16 protein-coding genes are annotated in these 16,187 nt (G+C 41.7%); 2 read left to right on the top strand and 14 right to left on the bottom strand.

Annotated elements, in window-relative coordinates:
• Nucleotides 1–129: 129 nt before the first annotated feature.
• Nucleotides 130–1,359, bottom strand: a complete 1,230-nt coding sequence (locus P8P68_RS01840) for a tetratricopeptide repeat protein (protein WP_278276049.1) — start codon at nucleotides 1,357–1,359, stop codon at nucleotides 130–132.
• The gene (locus P8P68_RS01835) at nucleotides 1,349–2,515 is read right to left on the bottom strand and encodes an AI-2E family transporter (protein WP_139689832.1); all 1,167 of its coding nucleotides are present in this window, start codon (nucleotides 2,513–2,515) and stop codon (nucleotides 1,349–1,351) included. The genes P8P68_RS01840 and P8P68_RS01835 overlap by 11 nt, the downstream gene beginning before the upstream one ends.
• A 144-nt stretch (nucleotides 2,516–2,659) precedes the next feature.
• Between P8P68_RS01835 and P8P68_RS01830 the strand changes: the two genes are divergently transcribed.
• Nucleotides 2,660–3,673: a lactonase family protein gene (locus P8P68_RS01830; RefSeq protein WP_278276048.1), complete on the top strand. Its 1,014-nt coding sequence runs from the start codon at nucleotides 2,660–2,662 to the stop codon at nucleotides 3,671–3,673.
• Between the two features lie 33 nt (nucleotides 3,674–3,706).
• Here the strand turns inward: P8P68_RS01830 and P8P68_RS01825 are convergent, their stop codons facing one another.
• From P8P68_RS01825 to P8P68_RS01775, 11 genes are all read right to left on the bottom strand, one after another.
• Nucleotides 3,707–4,126, bottom strand: a complete 420-nt coding sequence (locus P8P68_RS01825) for a F0F1 ATP synthase subunit epsilon (protein ID WP_000940836.1) — start codon at nucleotides 4,124–4,126, stop codon at nucleotides 3,707–3,709.
• 10 nt (nucleotides 4,127–4,136) lie between these two features.
• The gene (gene atpD / locus P8P68_RS01820) at nucleotides 4,137–5,543 is read right to left on the bottom strand and encodes a F0F1 ATP synthase subunit beta (RefSeq protein ID WP_000094372.1); all 1,407 of its coding nucleotides are present in this window, start codon (nucleotides 5,541–5,543) and stop codon (nucleotides 4,137–4,139) included.
• Nucleotides 5,544–5,735: 192 nt separating this feature from the next.
• Nucleotides 5,736–6,614, bottom strand: coding sequence for a F0F1 ATP synthase subunit gamma (locus P8P68_RS01815; RefSeq protein ID WP_000301228.1), 879 nt, complete (start codon nucleotides 6,612–6,614; stop codon nucleotides 5,736–5,738).
• A gap of 15 nt (nucleotides 6,615–6,629) precedes the next feature.
• On the bottom strand, nucleotides 6,630–8,135 hold the full coding sequence (gene atpA / locus P8P68_RS01810; RefSeq protein ID WP_000996615.1) for a F0F1 ATP synthase subunit alpha: 1,506 nt from the start codon (nucleotides 8,133–8,135) through the stop codon (nucleotides 6,630–6,632).
• Between the two features lie 14 nt (nucleotides 8,136–8,149).
• Entirely contained in the window at nucleotides 8,150–8,686 is a 537-nt protein-coding gene (locus P8P68_RS01805; protein WP_000359021.1) for a F0F1 ATP synthase subunit delta, read from the bottom strand.
• Nucleotides 8,686–9,180: a F0F1 ATP synthase subunit B gene (gene atpF, locus P8P68_RS01800; protein ID WP_000366311.1), complete on the bottom strand. Its 495-nt coding sequence runs from the start codon at nucleotides 9,178–9,180 to the stop codon at nucleotides 8,686–8,688. Before atpF ends, P8P68_RS01805 begins: the two co-directional genes overlap by 1 nt.
• 18 nt (nucleotides 9,181–9,198) lie before the next feature.
• Nucleotides 9,199–9,915, bottom strand: a complete 717-nt coding sequence (gene atpB / locus P8P68_RS01795; RefSeq protein ID WP_000392937.1) for a F0F1 ATP synthase subunit A — start codon at nucleotides 9,913–9,915, stop codon at nucleotides 9,199–9,201.
• A 32-nt stretch (nucleotides 9,916–9,947) separates the two neighbouring features.
• Nucleotides 9,948–10,148 carry a F0F1 ATP synthase subunit C gene (locus P8P68_RS01790; RefSeq protein WP_001054551.1) on the bottom strand — a complete coding sequence of 67 codons (201 nt, stop codon included), beginning with the start codon at nucleotides 10,146–10,148 and terminating at the stop codon, nucleotides 9,948–9,950.
• Between the two features lie 231 nt (nucleotides 10,149–10,379).
• Nucleotides 10,380–10,691 (bottom strand): CHY zinc finger protein, encoded by a 312-nt coding sequence (locus P8P68_RS01785; protein WP_008279616.1) that lies wholly within the window; start codon nucleotides 10,689–10,691, stop codon nucleotides 10,380–10,382.
• Nucleotides 10,692–10,705: 14 nt separating this feature from the next.
• Nucleotides 10,706–11,992, bottom strand: coding sequence for a U32 family peptidase (locus P8P68_RS01780; protein ID WP_000169096.1), 1,287 nt, complete (start codon nucleotides 11,990–11,992; stop codon nucleotides 10,706–10,708).
• A 137-nt stretch (nucleotides 11,993–12,129) separates the two neighbouring features.
• Entirely contained in the window at nucleotides 12,130–12,828 is a 699-nt protein-coding gene (locus tag P8P68_RS01775; RefSeq protein WP_000936182.1) for a GntR family transcriptional regulator, read from the bottom strand.
• A gap of 140 nt (nucleotides 12,829–12,968) precedes the next feature.
• Between P8P68_RS01775 and guaA the strand changes: the two genes are divergently transcribed.
• Nucleotides 12,969–14,531, top strand: a complete 1,563-nt coding sequence (gene guaA / locus P8P68_RS01770; protein ID WP_278276047.1) for a glutamine-hydrolyzing GMP synthase — start codon at nucleotides 12,969–12,971, stop codon at nucleotides 14,529–14,531.
• Between the two features lie 79 nt (nucleotides 14,532–14,610).
• On the opposite strand, the gene ffh is transcribed toward guaA, so the two are convergent.
• On the bottom strand, nucleotides 14,611–16,182 hold the full coding sequence (gene ffh, locus P8P68_RS01765) for a signal recognition particle protein (RefSeq protein ID WP_278276046.1): 1,572 nt from the start codon (nucleotides 16,180–16,182) through the stop codon (nucleotides 14,611–14,613).
• Nucleotides 16,183–16,187 lie beyond the last annotated feature (5 nt).

Raw genomic sequence — 16,187 nt, 5'->3', positions numbered from 1 at the left:
AAATTGGCTATAAGAAATTCTAACATTTATATTATATTAGTAAAAAAGAAAAGACCTCTGAGGTCTTTCAAATCATTCATTTAAAGTCATTCGTTTCTGTTAATAAAATTTTACAAAAAATAGAAATCCTTAAAGTGTCTCTATGAGTTCTTGCATTTGAACATCATCTGGAACGAGTTTTAAATAAGCTTCAGCTTGCACTTTGGCTTCTTCAAATTGTCCCAATTCACGCAGGAGATAAGTATATTGCTCTAAAAATTCTGGATTGTCCTTGAGGCCAGATGACAGTTCTTGATAGAGCTCATAAGCCTTATCTAAATCCTCAATTTCCTGGTAAGAACGAGCAATCATCCACTTGGTCAGAAGGTTTTCAGGTTCTTGACTTTGAAGAGCAATAATATCCTCAAATCTCTCTTGTTCCATATAAATGGTTGCAAGGCGAAGAAAAATTTCTTCTGTATCCTCTGCATCTTCTTTTGCAGTAAGAAGAAACTGCTCAGCACCACTAGGATCATGCAATTCATACGAAAACTGTGAAGCAGCTAGTAAGAGCCGAGTTTCAAATGGATTTTTCTCCAAACCTTGTTTAGCGATACGAAGGGCCTCTTCCACCTGATGTTCCTTATGCAAAGCTTGACTATAACCATATTCATATCCTTCAAAATCAGGTGAAATGGTATCAATCCGCTTAAAGTAAAGAACAGATTTTTGATACTCTTCTTGGTCAAAGTAAAGACTAGCCAGTTCAAAGGCAGTTTGGTCATCGTATTCTAATTCTAAAGCTTTTTCTAAGAATTCAGTTGCAGCTTCAAACTTACCTAACTGAGCATAAGCGTAGCCAATTCGCTGATAGGTTGAGATACCCGTTTGCTCATAGATAGAGCGATTGTCTAATTGAGCATAACCCTGAATAGCTTCCTGATAATTTTCTAGCTCGCTATCCAACTCTGCCAAACCGAAGATTAAGAGTGGATCCTCTGAGTAGTTCAGAGCTTCCAGCAACTTTTCACGCGCCACATCCGTCAATCCTTCCAACTGATAGAGATCTGCTTTCAATACCAAAGCTGATACATACCAATCACTATCAGGTGTGATTTCCTCAAGGTAAACAAAGGCTTCCTCAACATTTCCATCCTCACTAGCAATGGTTGCTAGGTTCAGATTCACTTCTGGAAATTCTGTAACGATATGTTGGTAAATTTCTTTTGCTTGAGGATAAAAGCCAATTCCCTCTAGATAGCTTGCTAATTCGTAGAGAACTTCGGTTGAATCAGTTTCAAGCGCTTTGCGAAAATACTGATCTGCTTTACTTAAATCCTGTTCATCCAAAGCCTGGAGCATGCGTTGACTATTGTTCACTCTTGATTTCCTCCCCTTCTTCTTCATACAAACCGCTGACCTTTTTGTACCAGTTAAAGATAGCAGAAATAACCACCTTAGCGGAGGCATAGACAGGAATTCCCAGCAAGACTCCCCAAATACCAAACATAGACCCTGAAGTTAGGAGAACAAAGAGGACATTGATGGGATGGATGTTTAGCTGACTACCTAAAATAAGCGGAGAAACGAAGCGACCTTCAATCGTTTGTTCAACAATAAAGACAATAATCACTTTCAAAAGCATCACAGGTCCTGCTATCAAGCCCAAAACCAAAGCAGGCAACATCGCTATAAAACTACCTAGATAAGGTACTAGATTAAGGATACCAGCCGTGATCCCCAGAGTTACAGCATATCTGAGACCAATAATCTTAAAGAAGATAATAAACATAATTGCCACGATAATAGCAACTGTAACCTGCCCTCTAACATAGTTTGATAACTGTTTATTAACATCTGACAAAACTTGTCCGACAGGTTCTTTTAACTTGTTTGGGATGAATTTAGTTAGGTAATCCCGCAAGCCTTTCCCATCTCTCAAAAGATAAAAGAGCATGAAGGGTACGATAATAACCGCTACAATGACCTGGGAAACGCTACTGATAAAGGCGCTAACCCAGTTAACAGCTTGAGAAGAGATTTTGCTGGCCCACATAGTCGCCTCACTAGAAACATTGGAAAGAACCTGCTCCAACTGTGGTCTAAAATCATCTGGCAAGCGTTTGGTTACAAGGTCATTGATCACCTTATCAGCATCTTCCAGGTATGTCGGCACATTCTTCGCAAAATTTAAGACTTGACGTTGCAGATTAGGAATTGCGACTGCCAGCCCCCAAATGATAAAGAGTCCAATAATAACAAAAACAATACTAATGGCAAGGACACGATTGATCTTGTGCTTCTCCATCCAGTCAACAATCGGATTGAGGAGGTAATAAAGTAAACCAGATAAAATAACTGGCAACATGACAACTCCTAGAAAATCCAAAACTGGTAAAAAGATAAAACTAATCTTACTTAGAATAAAAATGTTTAGCCCCAGTAACAAGGTTACTAAAAATACAGTGATGGCTTTATTATCTAAAAACCACTTAAAAAACCAAGATAGGCTAAAATGTTTCTCTTTATGTTCCATAAATACATCCTTTCTGTCATTCTCTCATTATACCATTTTTAGACTAAAATAACTCTTTTTTAAAGTGCTTACATGGATGAATCTAGTGCTTCATGACTGCCATTTTGTGGTATAATGAACTTATCATTATTAAGAGGTATGGACATGAAAGAAACTGTTTATTTTGGAACTTACACTCGTCGCTTATCTAAAGGGATTTACAAGGCAGATTTTGATACAGAAACAGGCCAGCTTGAAAATCTAGAACTCTTTGCTGCTGAACCAAGTCCAACCTACCTTGCCTTTGACCAACAGCAACACTTATACACTGTAGGGAGTCAGGATGGCTTAGGTGGAATCGCTGCATATAAGACAGATGGCGCTTTGCTAAATCATGTGGTTGAAGAAGGCGCTCCCCATTGTTATGTGGCAGTGGATGAAAAGCGTGGTCTCGTTTATGGGGCCAACTATCATAAAGGTCAAGTTCTGGTTTATAAACGTCAAGCAGATGGTAGCCTCATCCAAACGGATCTAGATCAGCATAGTGGACAAGGTCCTCATGAAAACCAAACTTCCCCACATGTACACTTTACAGATCTAACACCTGACCAGTACCTCGTCACTTGTGATCTAGGAACAGATGAAGTAACAACCTACGATGTTAGTCCAGAAGGAAAACTAAGTAAACTCTATACTTATCACAGCCAAGCTGGAGCAGGTGCACGCCACATCGTTTTCCACCACCACTATAAGATTGCCTATCTCATCTGCGAACTTAATAGCACGATAGAGGTCTTGATTTATGATGGAGTTGGTGAATTTGAACGCATGCAAGTTATTTCAACCTTACCAGATGGATACGAAGGCTTTAATGCTACTGCTGCCATTCGTCTTTCAAAAGATGGCAAATACCTCTACGCATCCAACCGAGGTCATGATTCCATTGCGGTCTATACAATCCTCGCTGATGGTAGCTTGGAATTATTAGAGATTGTACCAAGCCATGGTAAAAATCCACGTGATTTCGACCTGAGTCCTGATCAAGAGTTTCTCATTGCTGTTCATCAAGATTCTGATAACGCAACCGTCTTTAAGCGCAATCCTAAAAGTGGTCGTCTTGCAGAGCTTTCTAACGACTTCCATGTCCCTGAAGCAGTCTGCATCAACTTCCCACATTAAAAAAAAATGAACTTGAGTTTCAAGTTCATTTTTTTATAGTCTATTTCCGACATTGATACGGTTGATAGCACGTTGCAATGCGATTTTTGCGCGACGTTCTTGGTCAATCAAGTGCTTGTCATGGGCTTCTTCGATTTCTCGTTCAGCGCGAAGTTTCGCACGTTCTGCCCGACTGATATCAATATCACGAGCACGCTCTGCTGAGTCTGCTACAATAGTAATGATATCATTAGCAATCTCGATAATTCCTCCGTTCACTGCAATCCAGTTCACATGAGTATCATCATCGATACGTTTTACCTTCACTTCATCAACCGCTAAAACCGCAATCATATTTTCATGTCGTGGCAAGATCCCCATCTCACCATCCAGAGTTCGTACCGATACAAAGCTGGCATGGTGATCATAGACGAGGCCATCTGGTGTCACGATCTGGACAGTTAAATGAGCCATAGATCACCTCTTAAAATCCCATTTTCTCTGCCTTAGCAATGACGTCTTCGATTGAACCGACACCACGGAAGGCATCTTCTGGTAGCTGGTCATGTTTTCCTTCAAGGATTTCCTTAAAGCCACGAACTGTTTCCGCTACTGGTACATAAGAACCAGGTTGGCCAGTAAATTGTTCTGCAACGTTAAAGTTTTGAGACAAGAAGAACTGGATACGACGGGCACGAGCAACCAAGGTCTTTTCTTCATCAGAAAGTTCATCCATACCAAGGATAGCAATGATATCTTGCAATTCATGGTAACGTTGAAGGACACGTTTAACCTCAGCAGCAACTGCGTAGTGCTCCTCACCAACAATTTCAGGTGCCAAGGCACGAGAGCTTGAAGCAAGTGGGTCAACGGCTGGATAGATACCCAACTGTACCAACTTACGTTCCAAGTTAGTCGTTGAATCCAAGTGAGCAAAGGCTGTGGCTGGCGCAGGGTCAGTATAGTCATCGGCTGGCACATAGATAGCCTGAATAGAGGTTACAGAACCCTTCTTAGTTGATGTGATACGTTCTTGCAATTGACCCATTTCCGTAGCAAGTGTTGGTTGGTAACCAACGGCTGAAGGCATTCGACCCAAAAGGGCAGATACTTCTGAACCAGCTTGAGTGAAACGGAAGATATTGTCGATAAAGAGAAGCACATCTTGGCCTTCTACATCACGGAAGTATTCGGCGATTGTCAAACCAGTAAGGGCAACACGCATACGTGCTCCTGGTGGTTCATTCATCTGACCAAATACCATGGCTGTTTTCTCGATAACGCCTGATTCTTTCATTTCCCAGTAAAGGTCATTCCCTTCACGAGTACGTTCCCCAACACCAGTAAATACTGAAATACCACCGTGTTCTTGGGCAATGTTGTGAATCAATTCTTGGATCAAGACAGTTTTACCAACTCCGGCACCACCAAAGAGTCCAACTTTCCCACCTTTTAGGTAAGGGGCAAGAAGGTCGATAACCTTGATCCCTGTTTCCAAGATTTCAGATGAGGTAGACAATTCATCAAAAGTTGGAGCTTTCTTATGAATTGGCTGACGCTCAGCGTCTTCAGCGAAAGGAGCATCCAAGTCAATCGTATCCCCCAAAACGTTGAAGACACGTCCCAAAGTTTCTTTACCTACTGGAACGGAGATTGGACGGCCTGTGTCCAAAACTTCCATTCCACGAGTCAAACCATCTGTTGATTCCATGGCGATCGTACGGACCATACCATCACCCAACTCCAAGGCTACTTCAAGGACGATTTTTGTTTTTCTTTCGTCATTTTTGTAGACGACAAGTGCATTATTAATCTCAGGAAGTGTTTCCCCTGCTGCAAACAAGACGTCTACAACGGGTCCGATAACCTGAGCAATTTTACCTGAACTCATCTCCTTCTCCTATTCTATATAAGATACTGTCGGTTCCTAGCTCAACTAGGTCCTAATACTCTTCGAAAATCAAATTCAAACCACGTCAGCGTCGCCTTACCGTACTCAAGTACAGCCTGCGGCTAGCTTCCTAGTTTGCTCTTTGATTTTCATTGAGTATAAGTTCATTTTCATACGAGCTGGACTAGAGCCTTATTCTAAGGCACTAGCCCCCGCTACGATTTCTGTAATTTCTTGTGTAATCGCCGCCTGTCTAGCACGGTTATACTGGATTGTCAAATCATTGATGACCTTCTTAGCATTATCGGTCGCCGTTTGCATGGCGGTCATACCTGCAGCATTTTCAGCTGTCTTGGCATCGATAATAGCCCCGTAAATCATACTTTCGGCATACTGTGGCAACAACTGCTCTAGAATCTCATCACGGCTCGTTTCTAACTCAAAGGTCAAGCTATACTCTTCATCTGCTTCATTTGGATCCAAGTCAACAATCGGAAGCATTTGTTCCACACGCATTTGACTTGTGAGAGTATTGACATGATGGTTGTAGCAGACGTACAATTCATCAAAAAGTTCGTTTTGGTACATCTCAATCGTTTTTGAAATAATTTTACGAACTTCATCAAAACTGGGTTGATCTGCCAAGCCACGTAGTTCATAGATTGGCTGAATACCACGAGCCTTAAAGAAATCAGCTCCCATACCACCAATACAGATTATCTCAAAATCTTTACCATCTGGATGATATTCTTCTTTCAGCTCCATCACAGCTTTAAGGATGGAAGCATTATAACCTCCAACCAAGCCACGGTCTGAAGTAATAACGATATAGCCTGTTTTCTTAACTGGACGACTAATGAGCATTGGATTGGTAGAGCCACCAGATCCGTTACCATGTAGAATATCCGTCAAAAGCTTACGAACCTTCTGAGCATAAACTTGAAAATTGCGTGCTGCTTCTTCAGAGCGACCTAACTTGGCAGCCGATACCATTTGCATGGCATTAGTGATTTGACTAGTATTTTTTGTTGAGGCGATTTTTGTTTTAATATCATTTAGAGATACTGCCATCTGACACCTCTATTCTTATTGGAAGCTGGATTGATTGAGAAACTCTGTAATCGCAGCATCCAAGACTGCTTCTTCTGGCAAGTCTTTTGTTTCACGAATGGTTTCCAAAATCTCTGGATGTTGTGCATCAAAGAAGGCATGGAACTCTTCCTCAAAACGAACAATGTCATTTACAGGAACTGTATCCAAGAATCCGTGTGTCAAAGCATACAGGATCGTCACTTGTTTCTCAACAGGCAAAGGCTTGTGAACAGGTTGTTTCAATACTTCTACCGTACGACGACCACGATTCAACTTAGCTTGAGTAGCCGCATCCAAGTCCGAACCGAACTTAGTGAAGGCTTCTAACTCACGGTATGAAGCAAGGTCGATACGAAGAGTACCAGCAACCTTCTTCATGGCTTTAATCTGAGCAGAACCACCTACACGAGATACAGATGAACCCGCATCAATAGCTGGGCGAATACCTGCGTTAAAGAGTCCATCTCCAAGGAAGATTTGTCCGTCAGTGATAGAAATCACGTTGGTTGCGATATAGGCAGAGATATCTCCTGCTTGCGTCTCAATAAATGGTAGGGCTGTGATTGATCCACCACCAAGCTCGTCAGAAACTTTGGCTGAGCGCTCAAGCAAACGGCTGTGAAGGTAGAAGACATCCCCTGGGAAGGCCTCACGACCTGGTGGACGACGGAGCAAGAGAGAAAGTTCACGATAAGCTACCGCTTGTTTAGATAGGTCATCATAAACGATCAAAACATGCTTGCCTTGGTACATGAATTCTTCTGCCATAGCGACCCCTGCATATGGAGCAAGGAAGAGTAATGGAGAAGGTTGTGAAGCTGAGGCTGTCACAACGATTGTGTAATCCAAGGCACCGTACTGACGAAGTGTTTCTACTTGTGTACGAACTGTTGATTCTTTTTGTCCAATGGCCACATAGATACAGATCATATCTTGCCCTTTTTGGTTCAAGATGGTATCGATTGCAATGGTTGTTTTCCCTGTCTGACGGTCACCAATGATCAGCTCACGCTGACCACGACCAATCGGTACAAGGGCGTCAATAGCTTTCAAACCTGTTTGCAATGGTTCTGATACAGACTTACGCTCCATAACACCAGGAGCTGGTGCTTCTACTGGACGAGTCTTGTCAGTATGGATTTCTCCGAGACCATCAACGGGACGACCAAGTGGATCCACAACACGTCCAATCAAGTTATCACCGACAGGAACTTCCATGATTTTACCCGTGCGACGGATAGTGTCTCCTTCACGGATATCCGTGAAGTCACCGAGAATGATGATCCCAACGTCTGTTGATTCCAAGTTTTGCGCCATACCATAAGAGCCGTTTTCAAAAATCAAGAGCTCTCCACTCATGGCATTTTCAAGGCCGTGGGCACGCGCAATACCGTCCCCGATATAGGTTACAACACCAGTTTCAGTCACATCAAAAATGGGTTTGAAATTTTCAATTTGTTGCTTAATTAAAGCGCTGATTTCTTGTGCGTTAATTGCCAAAAGAACACCACTTTCTATTTCAAATTTTCTTTAACAACACGAAGTTGCTGTTTAATACTCACATCAATTGTCTTGTGATTGGCAAAAATGACAAAACCACCAATGAGACTTTCATCGATTTGTTCTTTGATAGTCCGAACTTTCAGAGACATTTTTTTCTCAATCAAAGGAAGCAATCGCGCCTTCTGGTCATCTGTTAATGGATGAGCGGAGGCAATCGTTACTTCAAATCGATTCGTTTCTTTTTCAAGTCGACTCAAACAATCTACAATTACTTCATAAAATAAATTTGCTCTGTGATTGTATAGCAGCACCTGAAAAAAGTTTTGCATTAATGGTGACACTGAGTCTTGGAAGAAACGAACGGTTTTTTCCTTATCCGACTCACCTACTGCCACTTGACCTAAAAAAGAAGGCAAGTCTGTTTCTTCTGCGACTTGCTTGATTTGAGCTAAGTCAGAAAAGATACGGTCTTCTTCTCCCTTTTCAATCACCAATTGGACAAAAGGCATGCTGTATTTTTCAATTACCTTTACTGTCTTTTTGTCCATTAAGCTTCTCCTAGCTGATCGATGTACTGATCAATGAGTTCTTTATGGGCTTGTCCGTCAAGGTTTTGTGAGATGATTTTACCAGCGAGACTAATCGTCAAATCTGCTACCTCACCCTTAACGCTTTGTAAAGCTTCCGCTTTATTTTGAGCAATTTCTTGGTTAGCTTTTTCTTTCAAGCGTCCTGCTTCCAGTTTCGCCTCAGCCAAGATGTCAGCTCTACTTTTCTCAGCTGTTTCCTTTGCATTCTCGATAATTGTCTTAGCTTCCGAACGGCTACCTGCCAACTCAGCTTCACGTTTGCTAGCGAGTTCTTCGGCCTTCTTACGGGCAGCTTCTGCTCCGTCAATATCTGAAGAAATTTTTTCAGCACGTTCATCTAAAATATTGGTAAGATTTCCCCAGGCATATTTTTTCACTAAAAAAATTAATAAAAGGAAGGAACCAGCGATAAGAATAAAGTCACCAATAATGGTACTAATAGTTAAATCCATCTTCTAATCCTCCTCTACTTACTCTTCCCCAGCATTTATCTTCTTACCAATGTACATCGATGACAACATGGTAAAGACATAGGCTTGAATACATGAAATGAAAATCGAAAAGGCTGTCCATAACATGTTTGCGATAAAGGCAAAAGGATACCAATACAAAGCATTTTGTGACAAGGCTAATAGCAATCCAGCTAAGACCTCACCGGCAAAAATATTTCCGTAGATCCGAATCGCCAAGGAAGCAAAATTGGTGAACTCTTCTAAAATGTTCATCGGAGTCATAAAGCCAGGTGTAACAAATGCTCTCAAATATTCTTTAACGCCTCTACGACGAACTCCTTCTACATGGGCGATCAAAGTGATCAAGAATGATAGGGATAAATCGTATCCAAGGTTGGCTGTTGGGGAAGTCCACAAGTTATAACCGTTTGTTGTTTGTACTTTTGCCATTAAGCCGATATTATTGGCAACCAAGATAAACAGAAATAGAGAAAACAGAAATAAGGAATAATCCTTGATGTATGATTCTCCAATGTTTGGTTTGGTAAAACCAATCACAAAGTCGTAAATCATCTCAAGAGCATTTTGTTTGCCCTTTGGACGGATGGTCATTTTACGACTTGCCCAGTAGACAAAGGCAAAAACCATCAAAACAGTTACAAGAGACATGGCAAGCAGGGTCAAATCAAAGGATATTGGTCCAATATTAACGGTTGGATTCAAACTTTCTTCCATGGTTTGACACCTCCATTTCTAAATAGAGTTGTCTATTTAATGACAAATGACATCGCCAAGGTTACAAAGAATGTTCCTTCGATAAAGGCAATCCCCATGATCATCAAACTACGCAATTGTGGGATGATGTCTGGTTGGCGTGCTGCAGACTTGAACAAACCGTTCATCAAAAATCCTTCTGCAAGGGATACACCCATACAGGCAAGACATAGACCGAAAAATGTTAAATTCATGATGAATTCTCCTTTTTATTTAAATTTACTTCCTTAGTTTAGTCCTAAAATTTGTTTTTGTCAACTTTTTACTAACATTGAAAGCGTTTCATATGATTTATTTCTATTTTTGCTGTTTTTACCCCATTCTATAGAAAGTTTTTCCATTTTAGATTGCGAATTTTTCTTGATTTTACTCTATTTTCTGAAACAAACTGAAAAATCCAAGTTAAGAACTTGGATCGATTCATTTTATTTAAAATAGTAGGAATAGTGTTGTTTACAACCTGGATTAAATGGTGCACTGCAGTAAGGACAAGCCATCTGTTTTTGGTATTCTTGGAAAGTCATTGTCCTCTTACAACCCCCACATAAGATTGGTCGATCCTCAAAAAGCGCCAAGGGATAGGGAGAAAAAACATGTGTCTCCATAGTATTGTGACACTGATAGCATGCGTAGTATTTTTTGCATTCATAACATTGGAGTGAAACAATATCCTTTTCACTATGATAATGAACACATCTGCTTTCATCATCTACCAATAAACCTTGAGCTTGTATCATTCCCTTTTCCTTATCTAGGCACGAACTGTAACACTTGTCCCGTCTTCCTTATAGAGGTTGATGAGCCCTTCCTTGAGAGCGCGGACCATATCCCCTGCTTGAACAGGTTGTGGAACCTTGATTGTCAAGAGTTCCATTGGATTTGGAGCACGGTCTATTTTATTGCCCTTGGCATCATGAAGATCTTCGATATAAGTTTCAAAATGTCGGAAACCTGGTCCGTAAAACTCAACTTGGTCTCCTTCATTGATAACATTCCGTTGACGAATGGTTGCCGTTTGAGTCGCATCATCATACGAAACCACTTCAGCGACAAACTTGTATTCAGGAATTTTACGACGAGCGCCAAACAACTGTTCGTTTTCAGACGGTGTACCGTAGTAGAAACCTGTTGCCAATTCACGTTGGGCAACCTTCCACATCTCGTCTACCAAGTCCTGTTTGATGGCTTCAAATTTCTCGGGACTTTCGAGATAAGCATCTACAGCCGCCTTGTAACAGTTGGTCACAGTTGAAACATAGTGGATCGACTTCATACGACCTTCAATCTTGAGACTGTCTACACCGTTTTCGATCATATCTGGAATATGGTCAATCATGGACATGTCAACGGCTGACATCGAAAATTCTTCTGGAATTTCACCTTTCAGACTCTTACGTTCTTGACCAAAAGGCATGTCATAAAGATCGTATTTCCAACGACAAGACTGAGAACAGCCCCCACGGTTGGCATCACGCATACTCATGTGGTTTGATAACGTACAGCGACCTGAGTAAGAAATACACATGGCTCCATGGACAAAGGCTTCAATTTCTACATCAGTACGTTTGCGAATCTCTGCCAATTCTTCCATTGAAACTTCACGGGCCAAAACCACGCGAGTTAGACCAAGTTCTTTCCAGAACTCTAAAGTTTCATAGTTGGTCGCACTAGCTTGGGTTGAAAGGTGGATTTCAAGACCTGGTGCTTCGGTTGCTGCAATCATAATCAAGGCTGGATCTGACACGATAACTGCGGCAATCCCGATGTCACGCAACTTACGGAACCATTCTCCAGCACCAGCTTCGTTTCCTTCGTGCATAACCATGTTAGCAGCCACATAGACCTTGGCACCGTACTTAGCAGCAAACTGCACGCCTTCTTCCATCTGTTCAAAGGTGAAGTTTCCTGCACGGCTACGAAGACCATAGGCCTGTCCACCGATGAAGACTGCGTCCGCACCATATTGAACAGCTACTTTCAGCTTCTCTAAAGTCCCTGCAGGTGATAAAACCTCAGGACGTTTTAATGTTTTTGTCATTTCTTCTCCTATTTGCAATATAAAAGTTTGACGTTTTTCCTTCTCATTTTATAGTAAATAAGCAATAAAATCAAGCCTAGACAGATTGTTTTGACAATTCTAATCTTTTAAGAAAACAAAAAACTAGCCTTTCTAGACTAGTTATTTTCAAGATAAAATTCAAAGCGTTCGCCCACGTATTGACTCTTTACATACTCGAAAGCCGTCCCATCTTCAAGATAAGAGACCTGAGTCAAGGCTAAAATGGCATGCCCTTTTTCAACTTCTAGATAGTGAGCAATTTTTTCCTTAGCCAATCTCGCATAAATGGTCTGTTGGGATTTGCCAATCCGATAGCCATGTTGCTGCAAGGTATGGAAGAAATGACTGGTGATTTCTTCTTTTTTGAAATCCTTAATAAATTTCTCAGGAATAGATGCGACTTCATAGACTAGTGGAACTTGGTCAGCGTAACGCACCCGTTCCATGCGGATAATATTCTCTGTCGGAGCAATCCCTAGATTAGCGACCTCTTGCTCATTTGGAATGGTTCTTCTGTAAGAAATGAGTTGACTAGAAGGAACTTTCCCCTGAGATTTGACAATCTCCGTAAAACTGGTTGTACCCCGCATTTTTTCTTGGACACGAGTGCTAGAGACAAAGGTTCCACTTCCTACACGACGCTCCAAAACTCCTTCCTCAACCAAGAGAGAGATAGCCTGACGTAATGTCATCCGGCTAACTTGAAACTGTTCAGCTAAATCTCGCTCACTTGGAAGTCTCTCTCCGATTTTCCAATGATGCTCATCTATATCCTTCTTGATCTGATCGTGGATTTTCATATAAGCTGGTAACATGATTCTCACTTCTTTTCTTTATTTTCTCCATTGTACCGTATTTGCTAAGAAAAAGTCAAACTTTGCCTTGTTTAGTTGGTAATTCGCCCCTATTTGTGATAGAATATTGAAAAAGATATTTCTTTTGAGAAAGGAAAAAGATGAGCAACATTTCAACTGACTTGCAAGATGTCGAAAAAATCATCGTGCTGGACTATGGTAGCCAATACAACCAGCTGATTTCACGTCGTATTCGTGAAATTGGTGTTTTTTCAGAGTTAAAAAGTCATAAAATCTCAGCCGCAGAGGTTCGTGCGATTAACCCTGTAGGGATCATCCTCTCTGGTGGACCAAACTCTGTATACGAAGATGGTTCATTTGATATTGACCCAGAAATTTTTGAACTTGGCATTCCAATTTTAGGAATATGCTATGGTATGCAACTTTTAACTCATAAACTTGGAGGAAAAGTTGTCCCTGCAGGTGATGCTGGTAACCGAGAGTATGGCCAATCACCACTTACCCATACCACTTCTGCCCTCTTTGAAGGGACTCCTGAAGAACAGATTGTTTTGATGAGCCATGGCGATGCTGTTACAGAGATTCCAGCTGATTTTGTTCGTACTGGAACTTCTGCTGACTGTCCTTATGCAGCTATTGAAAACCCTGACAAGCACATCTATGGTATCCAATTCCACCCAGAAGTTCGCCATTCTGTATACGGGAATGATATCCTTCGCAACTTTGCCCTTAACATCTGTCAGGCTAAAGGCGACTGGTCAATGGACAACTTCATCGATATGCAGATCAAAAAAATCCGTGAAACTGTAGGTGACAAGCGTGTTCTTCTCGGCCTATCAGGTGGTGTTGACTCTTCTGTCGTTGGCGTTCTTCTCCAGAAAGCAATCGGCGATCAATTGATCTGTATCTTTGTTGACCACGGTCTTCTCCGTAAAGGGGAAGCAGACCAAGTTATGGACATGCTCGGTGGTAAGTTTGGGTTGAATATCGTCAAGGCAGATGCTGCTAAACGATTCCTTGATAAACTTGCAGGTGTTTCTGATCCTGAACAAAAACGGAAGATTATCGGTAACGAGTTTGTTTATGTCTTCGATGACGAAGCAAGCAAGCTCAAAGATGTGAAATTCCTTGCTCAGGGAACGCTTTACACTGACGTGATTGAGTCTGGTACAGATACTGCTCAAACCATCAAATCACACCACAATGTTGGTGGTCTTCCAGAAGACATGCAATTTGAATTGATTGAACCATTGAACACTCTTTATAAAGACGAAGTCCGTGCCCTCGGTACAGAGCTTGGTATGCCAGACCACATCGTATGGCGTCAACCATTCCCAGGACCAGGACTCGCTATCCGTGTCATGGGTGAAATCACTGAAGAAAAACTAGAAACTGTTCGTAAGTCAGACGCAATCCTTCGTGAAGAAATTGCCAAAGCTGGACTTGACCGTGATATCTGGCAATATTTCACTGTCAACACAGGTGTTCGTTCAGTAGGTGTTATGGGTGACGGTCGTACATATGACTACACCATTGCCATTCGTGCCATCACTTCTATCGATGGTATGACAGCTGACTTTGCCAAGATTCCTTGGGAAGTCCTTCAAAAGATTTCAGTACGTATCGTAAACGAAGTAGACCACGTTAACCGTATCGTCTACGATATTACAAGTAAACCACCAGCAACCGTTGAGTGGGAATAAACCAATCAAACACAAAAGAACTCTGAATCGAATTCAGAGTTCTTTTTATTAATAAGGAAAGCACTTCTGCTTTCCTTTTTTATTTACGTTTTTTCTTCGCTTTTTTCATTTTGTTGGCCATGCGTTTCATAGACTGTTTCATAGCAAATTCACCAATTTTACCTTTGAGTCCACCACCGAACATCTGGCTCATATCTGGCATGCCTGCTCCTCCGAGACCTGACATATCCGGCATTCCACCTTGTCCCATCATGCCTTCAAGGGCAGACATATCCATTCCTCCCATATTTGGCATATTTTTAGGAAGGTTATTGGGATTGATTCCCATTTGCTTCATCATTTTGTTCATATCACCAGACATGACACCTTGCATGAGCTGTTTGGCCTGGTTAAAGTCCTTGATGAATTTATTGACTTCAACAAAGGTATTTCCAGAACCTGCAGCGATACGACGGCGACGACTTGGATTTAACAAATCAGGATTTTCACGCTCTTCAGGAGTCATAGAAGACACGATGGCACGTTTACGCGCAATCTGGCGCTCATCCACCTTCATACTTTGAAGAGCTGGATTGTTAGCCATACCTGGAATCATCTTGAGTAAGTCTTCCATTGGCCCCATATTTTGCACCTGATCCAATTGATCGATGAAATCATTGAAATCAAAGGTGTTTTCACGCATCTTCTCAGCCATTTCAAGGGCTTTTTGCTCATCGTATTCCTGAGAAGCTTTCTCGATCAAGGTCAGCATATCCCCCATACCAAGGATACGGCTTGACATACGATCTGGGTGGAAGGTTTCGATATCTGTAATCTTTTCACCCGTACCAGTGAACTTGATTGGTTTACCAGTGATATGACGAACAGATAGGGCCGCACCACCACGAGTATCCCCATCAATCTTGGTAAGAATAACCCCAGTCACTTCTAACTGAGCATTAAACTCACGGGCGACATTGGCCGCTTCCTGACCGATCATGGCATCAATGACGAGCAGTATTTCATTTGGTTGAGCCAAGGCCTTAACATCACGAAGCTCATTCATCAAGAGCTCATCAATCTGCAAACGCCCTGCCGTATCAATCAAAACATAGTCGTTGTGATTGACCTGCGCTTGCTCCAAACCTTGGCGAACAATCTCAACAGCTGGTACTTCTGTTCCAAGAGCGAAAACAGGAACATCAATCTGTTGTCCAAGTGTTTTTAACTGGTCGATGGCAGCTGGACGATAAATATCCGCCGCAATCATTAAAGGACGAGCATTTTCTTCCTTCTTGAGTTTGTTAGCCAGCTTACCAGCAAATGTTGTTTTACCAGCCCCTTGCAAACCAACCATCATGATGATCGTCGGAATCTTAGGTGACTTGATAATCTCAGCAGTATCAGAACCTAAAATGGCTGTCAATTCCTCATCAACGATTTTGATAATCTGTTGGGCTGGATTGAGGGTATCAATGACCTCGTGTCCGACTGCACGTTCACGAACCTTCTTGATAAAGTCCTTTACAACAGGCAAAGCAACGTCGGCTTCCAGCAAGGCCAAACGAATCTCTTTGGTCGCTTCCTGGACATCAGCCTCAGATATTTTTCCTTTTTTACGTAGATTTTTAAAGACGTTCTGTAAACGTTCTGTTAAACTTTCAAATGCCATTTTTC

The sequence above is a fragment of the Streptococcus sp. D7B5 genome (assembly GCF_029691405.1).
Classification (GTDB): domain Bacteria; phylum Bacillota; class Bacilli; order Lactobacillales; family Streptococcaceae; genus Streptococcus.
Note: the sequence above shows the minus strand (reverse complement) of the source record. Positions and strands in the feature narration are given on the sequence as shown.

What these genes read in the sequence shown, in the direction of transcription:
- P8P68_RS01830 (WP_278276048.1), top strand. Translation starts at nt 2,660, where the DNA reads ATGAAAGAAACTGTTTATTTTGGAACTTACACTCGTCGCTTATCTAAA.
- P8P68_RS01780 (WP_000169096.1), bottom strand. Translation starts at nt 11,992, where the DNA reads ATGACAAAAACATTAAAACGTCCTGAGGTTTTATCACCTGCAGGGACT.
- P8P68_RS01815 (WP_000301228.1), bottom strand. Translation starts at nt 6,614, where the DNA reads ATGGCAGTATCTCTAAATGATATTAAAACAAAAATCGCCTCAACAAAA.
- atpD (WP_000094372.1), bottom strand. Translation starts at nt 5,543, where the DNA reads ATGAGTTCAGGTAAAATTGCTCAGGTTATCGGACCCGTTGTAGACGTC.
- P8P68_RS01785 (WP_008279616.1), bottom strand. Translation starts at nt 10,691, where the DNA reads ATGATACAAGCTCAAGGTTTATTGGTAGATGATGAAAGCAGATGTGTT.
- P8P68_RS01775 (WP_000936182.1), bottom strand. Translation starts at nt 12,828, where the DNA reads ATGTTACCAGCTTATATGAAAATCCACGATCAGATCAAGAAGGATATA.
- P8P68_RS01825 (WP_000940836.1), bottom strand. Translation starts at nt 4,126, where the DNA reads ATGGCTCATTTAACTGTCCAGATCGTGACACCAGATGGCCTCGTCTAT.
- atpB (WP_000392937.1), bottom strand. Translation starts at nt 9,915, where the DNA reads ATGGAAGAAAGTTTGAATCCAACCGTTAATATTGGACCAATATCCTTT.
- P8P68_RS01835 (WP_139689832.1), bottom strand. Translation starts at nt 2,515, where the DNA reads ATGGAACATAAAGAGAAACATTTTAGCCTATCTTGGTTTTTTAAGTGG.
- P8P68_RS01790 (WP_001054551.1), bottom strand. Translation starts at nt 10,148, where the DNA reads ATGAATTTAACATTTTTCGGTCTATGTCTTGCCTGTATGGGTGTATCC.
- P8P68_RS01805 (WP_000359021.1), bottom strand. Translation starts at nt 8,686, where the DNA reads ATGGACAAAAAGACAGTAAAGGTAATTGAAAAATACAGCATGCCTTTT.
- atpF (WP_000366311.1), bottom strand. Translation starts at nt 9,180, where the DNA reads ATGGATTTAACTATTAGTACCATTATTGGTGACTTTATTCTTATCGCT.
- guaA (WP_278276047.1), top strand. Translation starts at nt 12,969, where the DNA reads ATGAGCAACATTTCAACTGACTTGCAAGATGTCGAAAAAATCATCGTG.
- ffh (WP_278276046.1), bottom strand. Translation starts at nt 16,182, where the DNA reads ATGGCATTTGAAAGTTTAACAGAACGTTTACAGAACGTCTTTAAAAAT.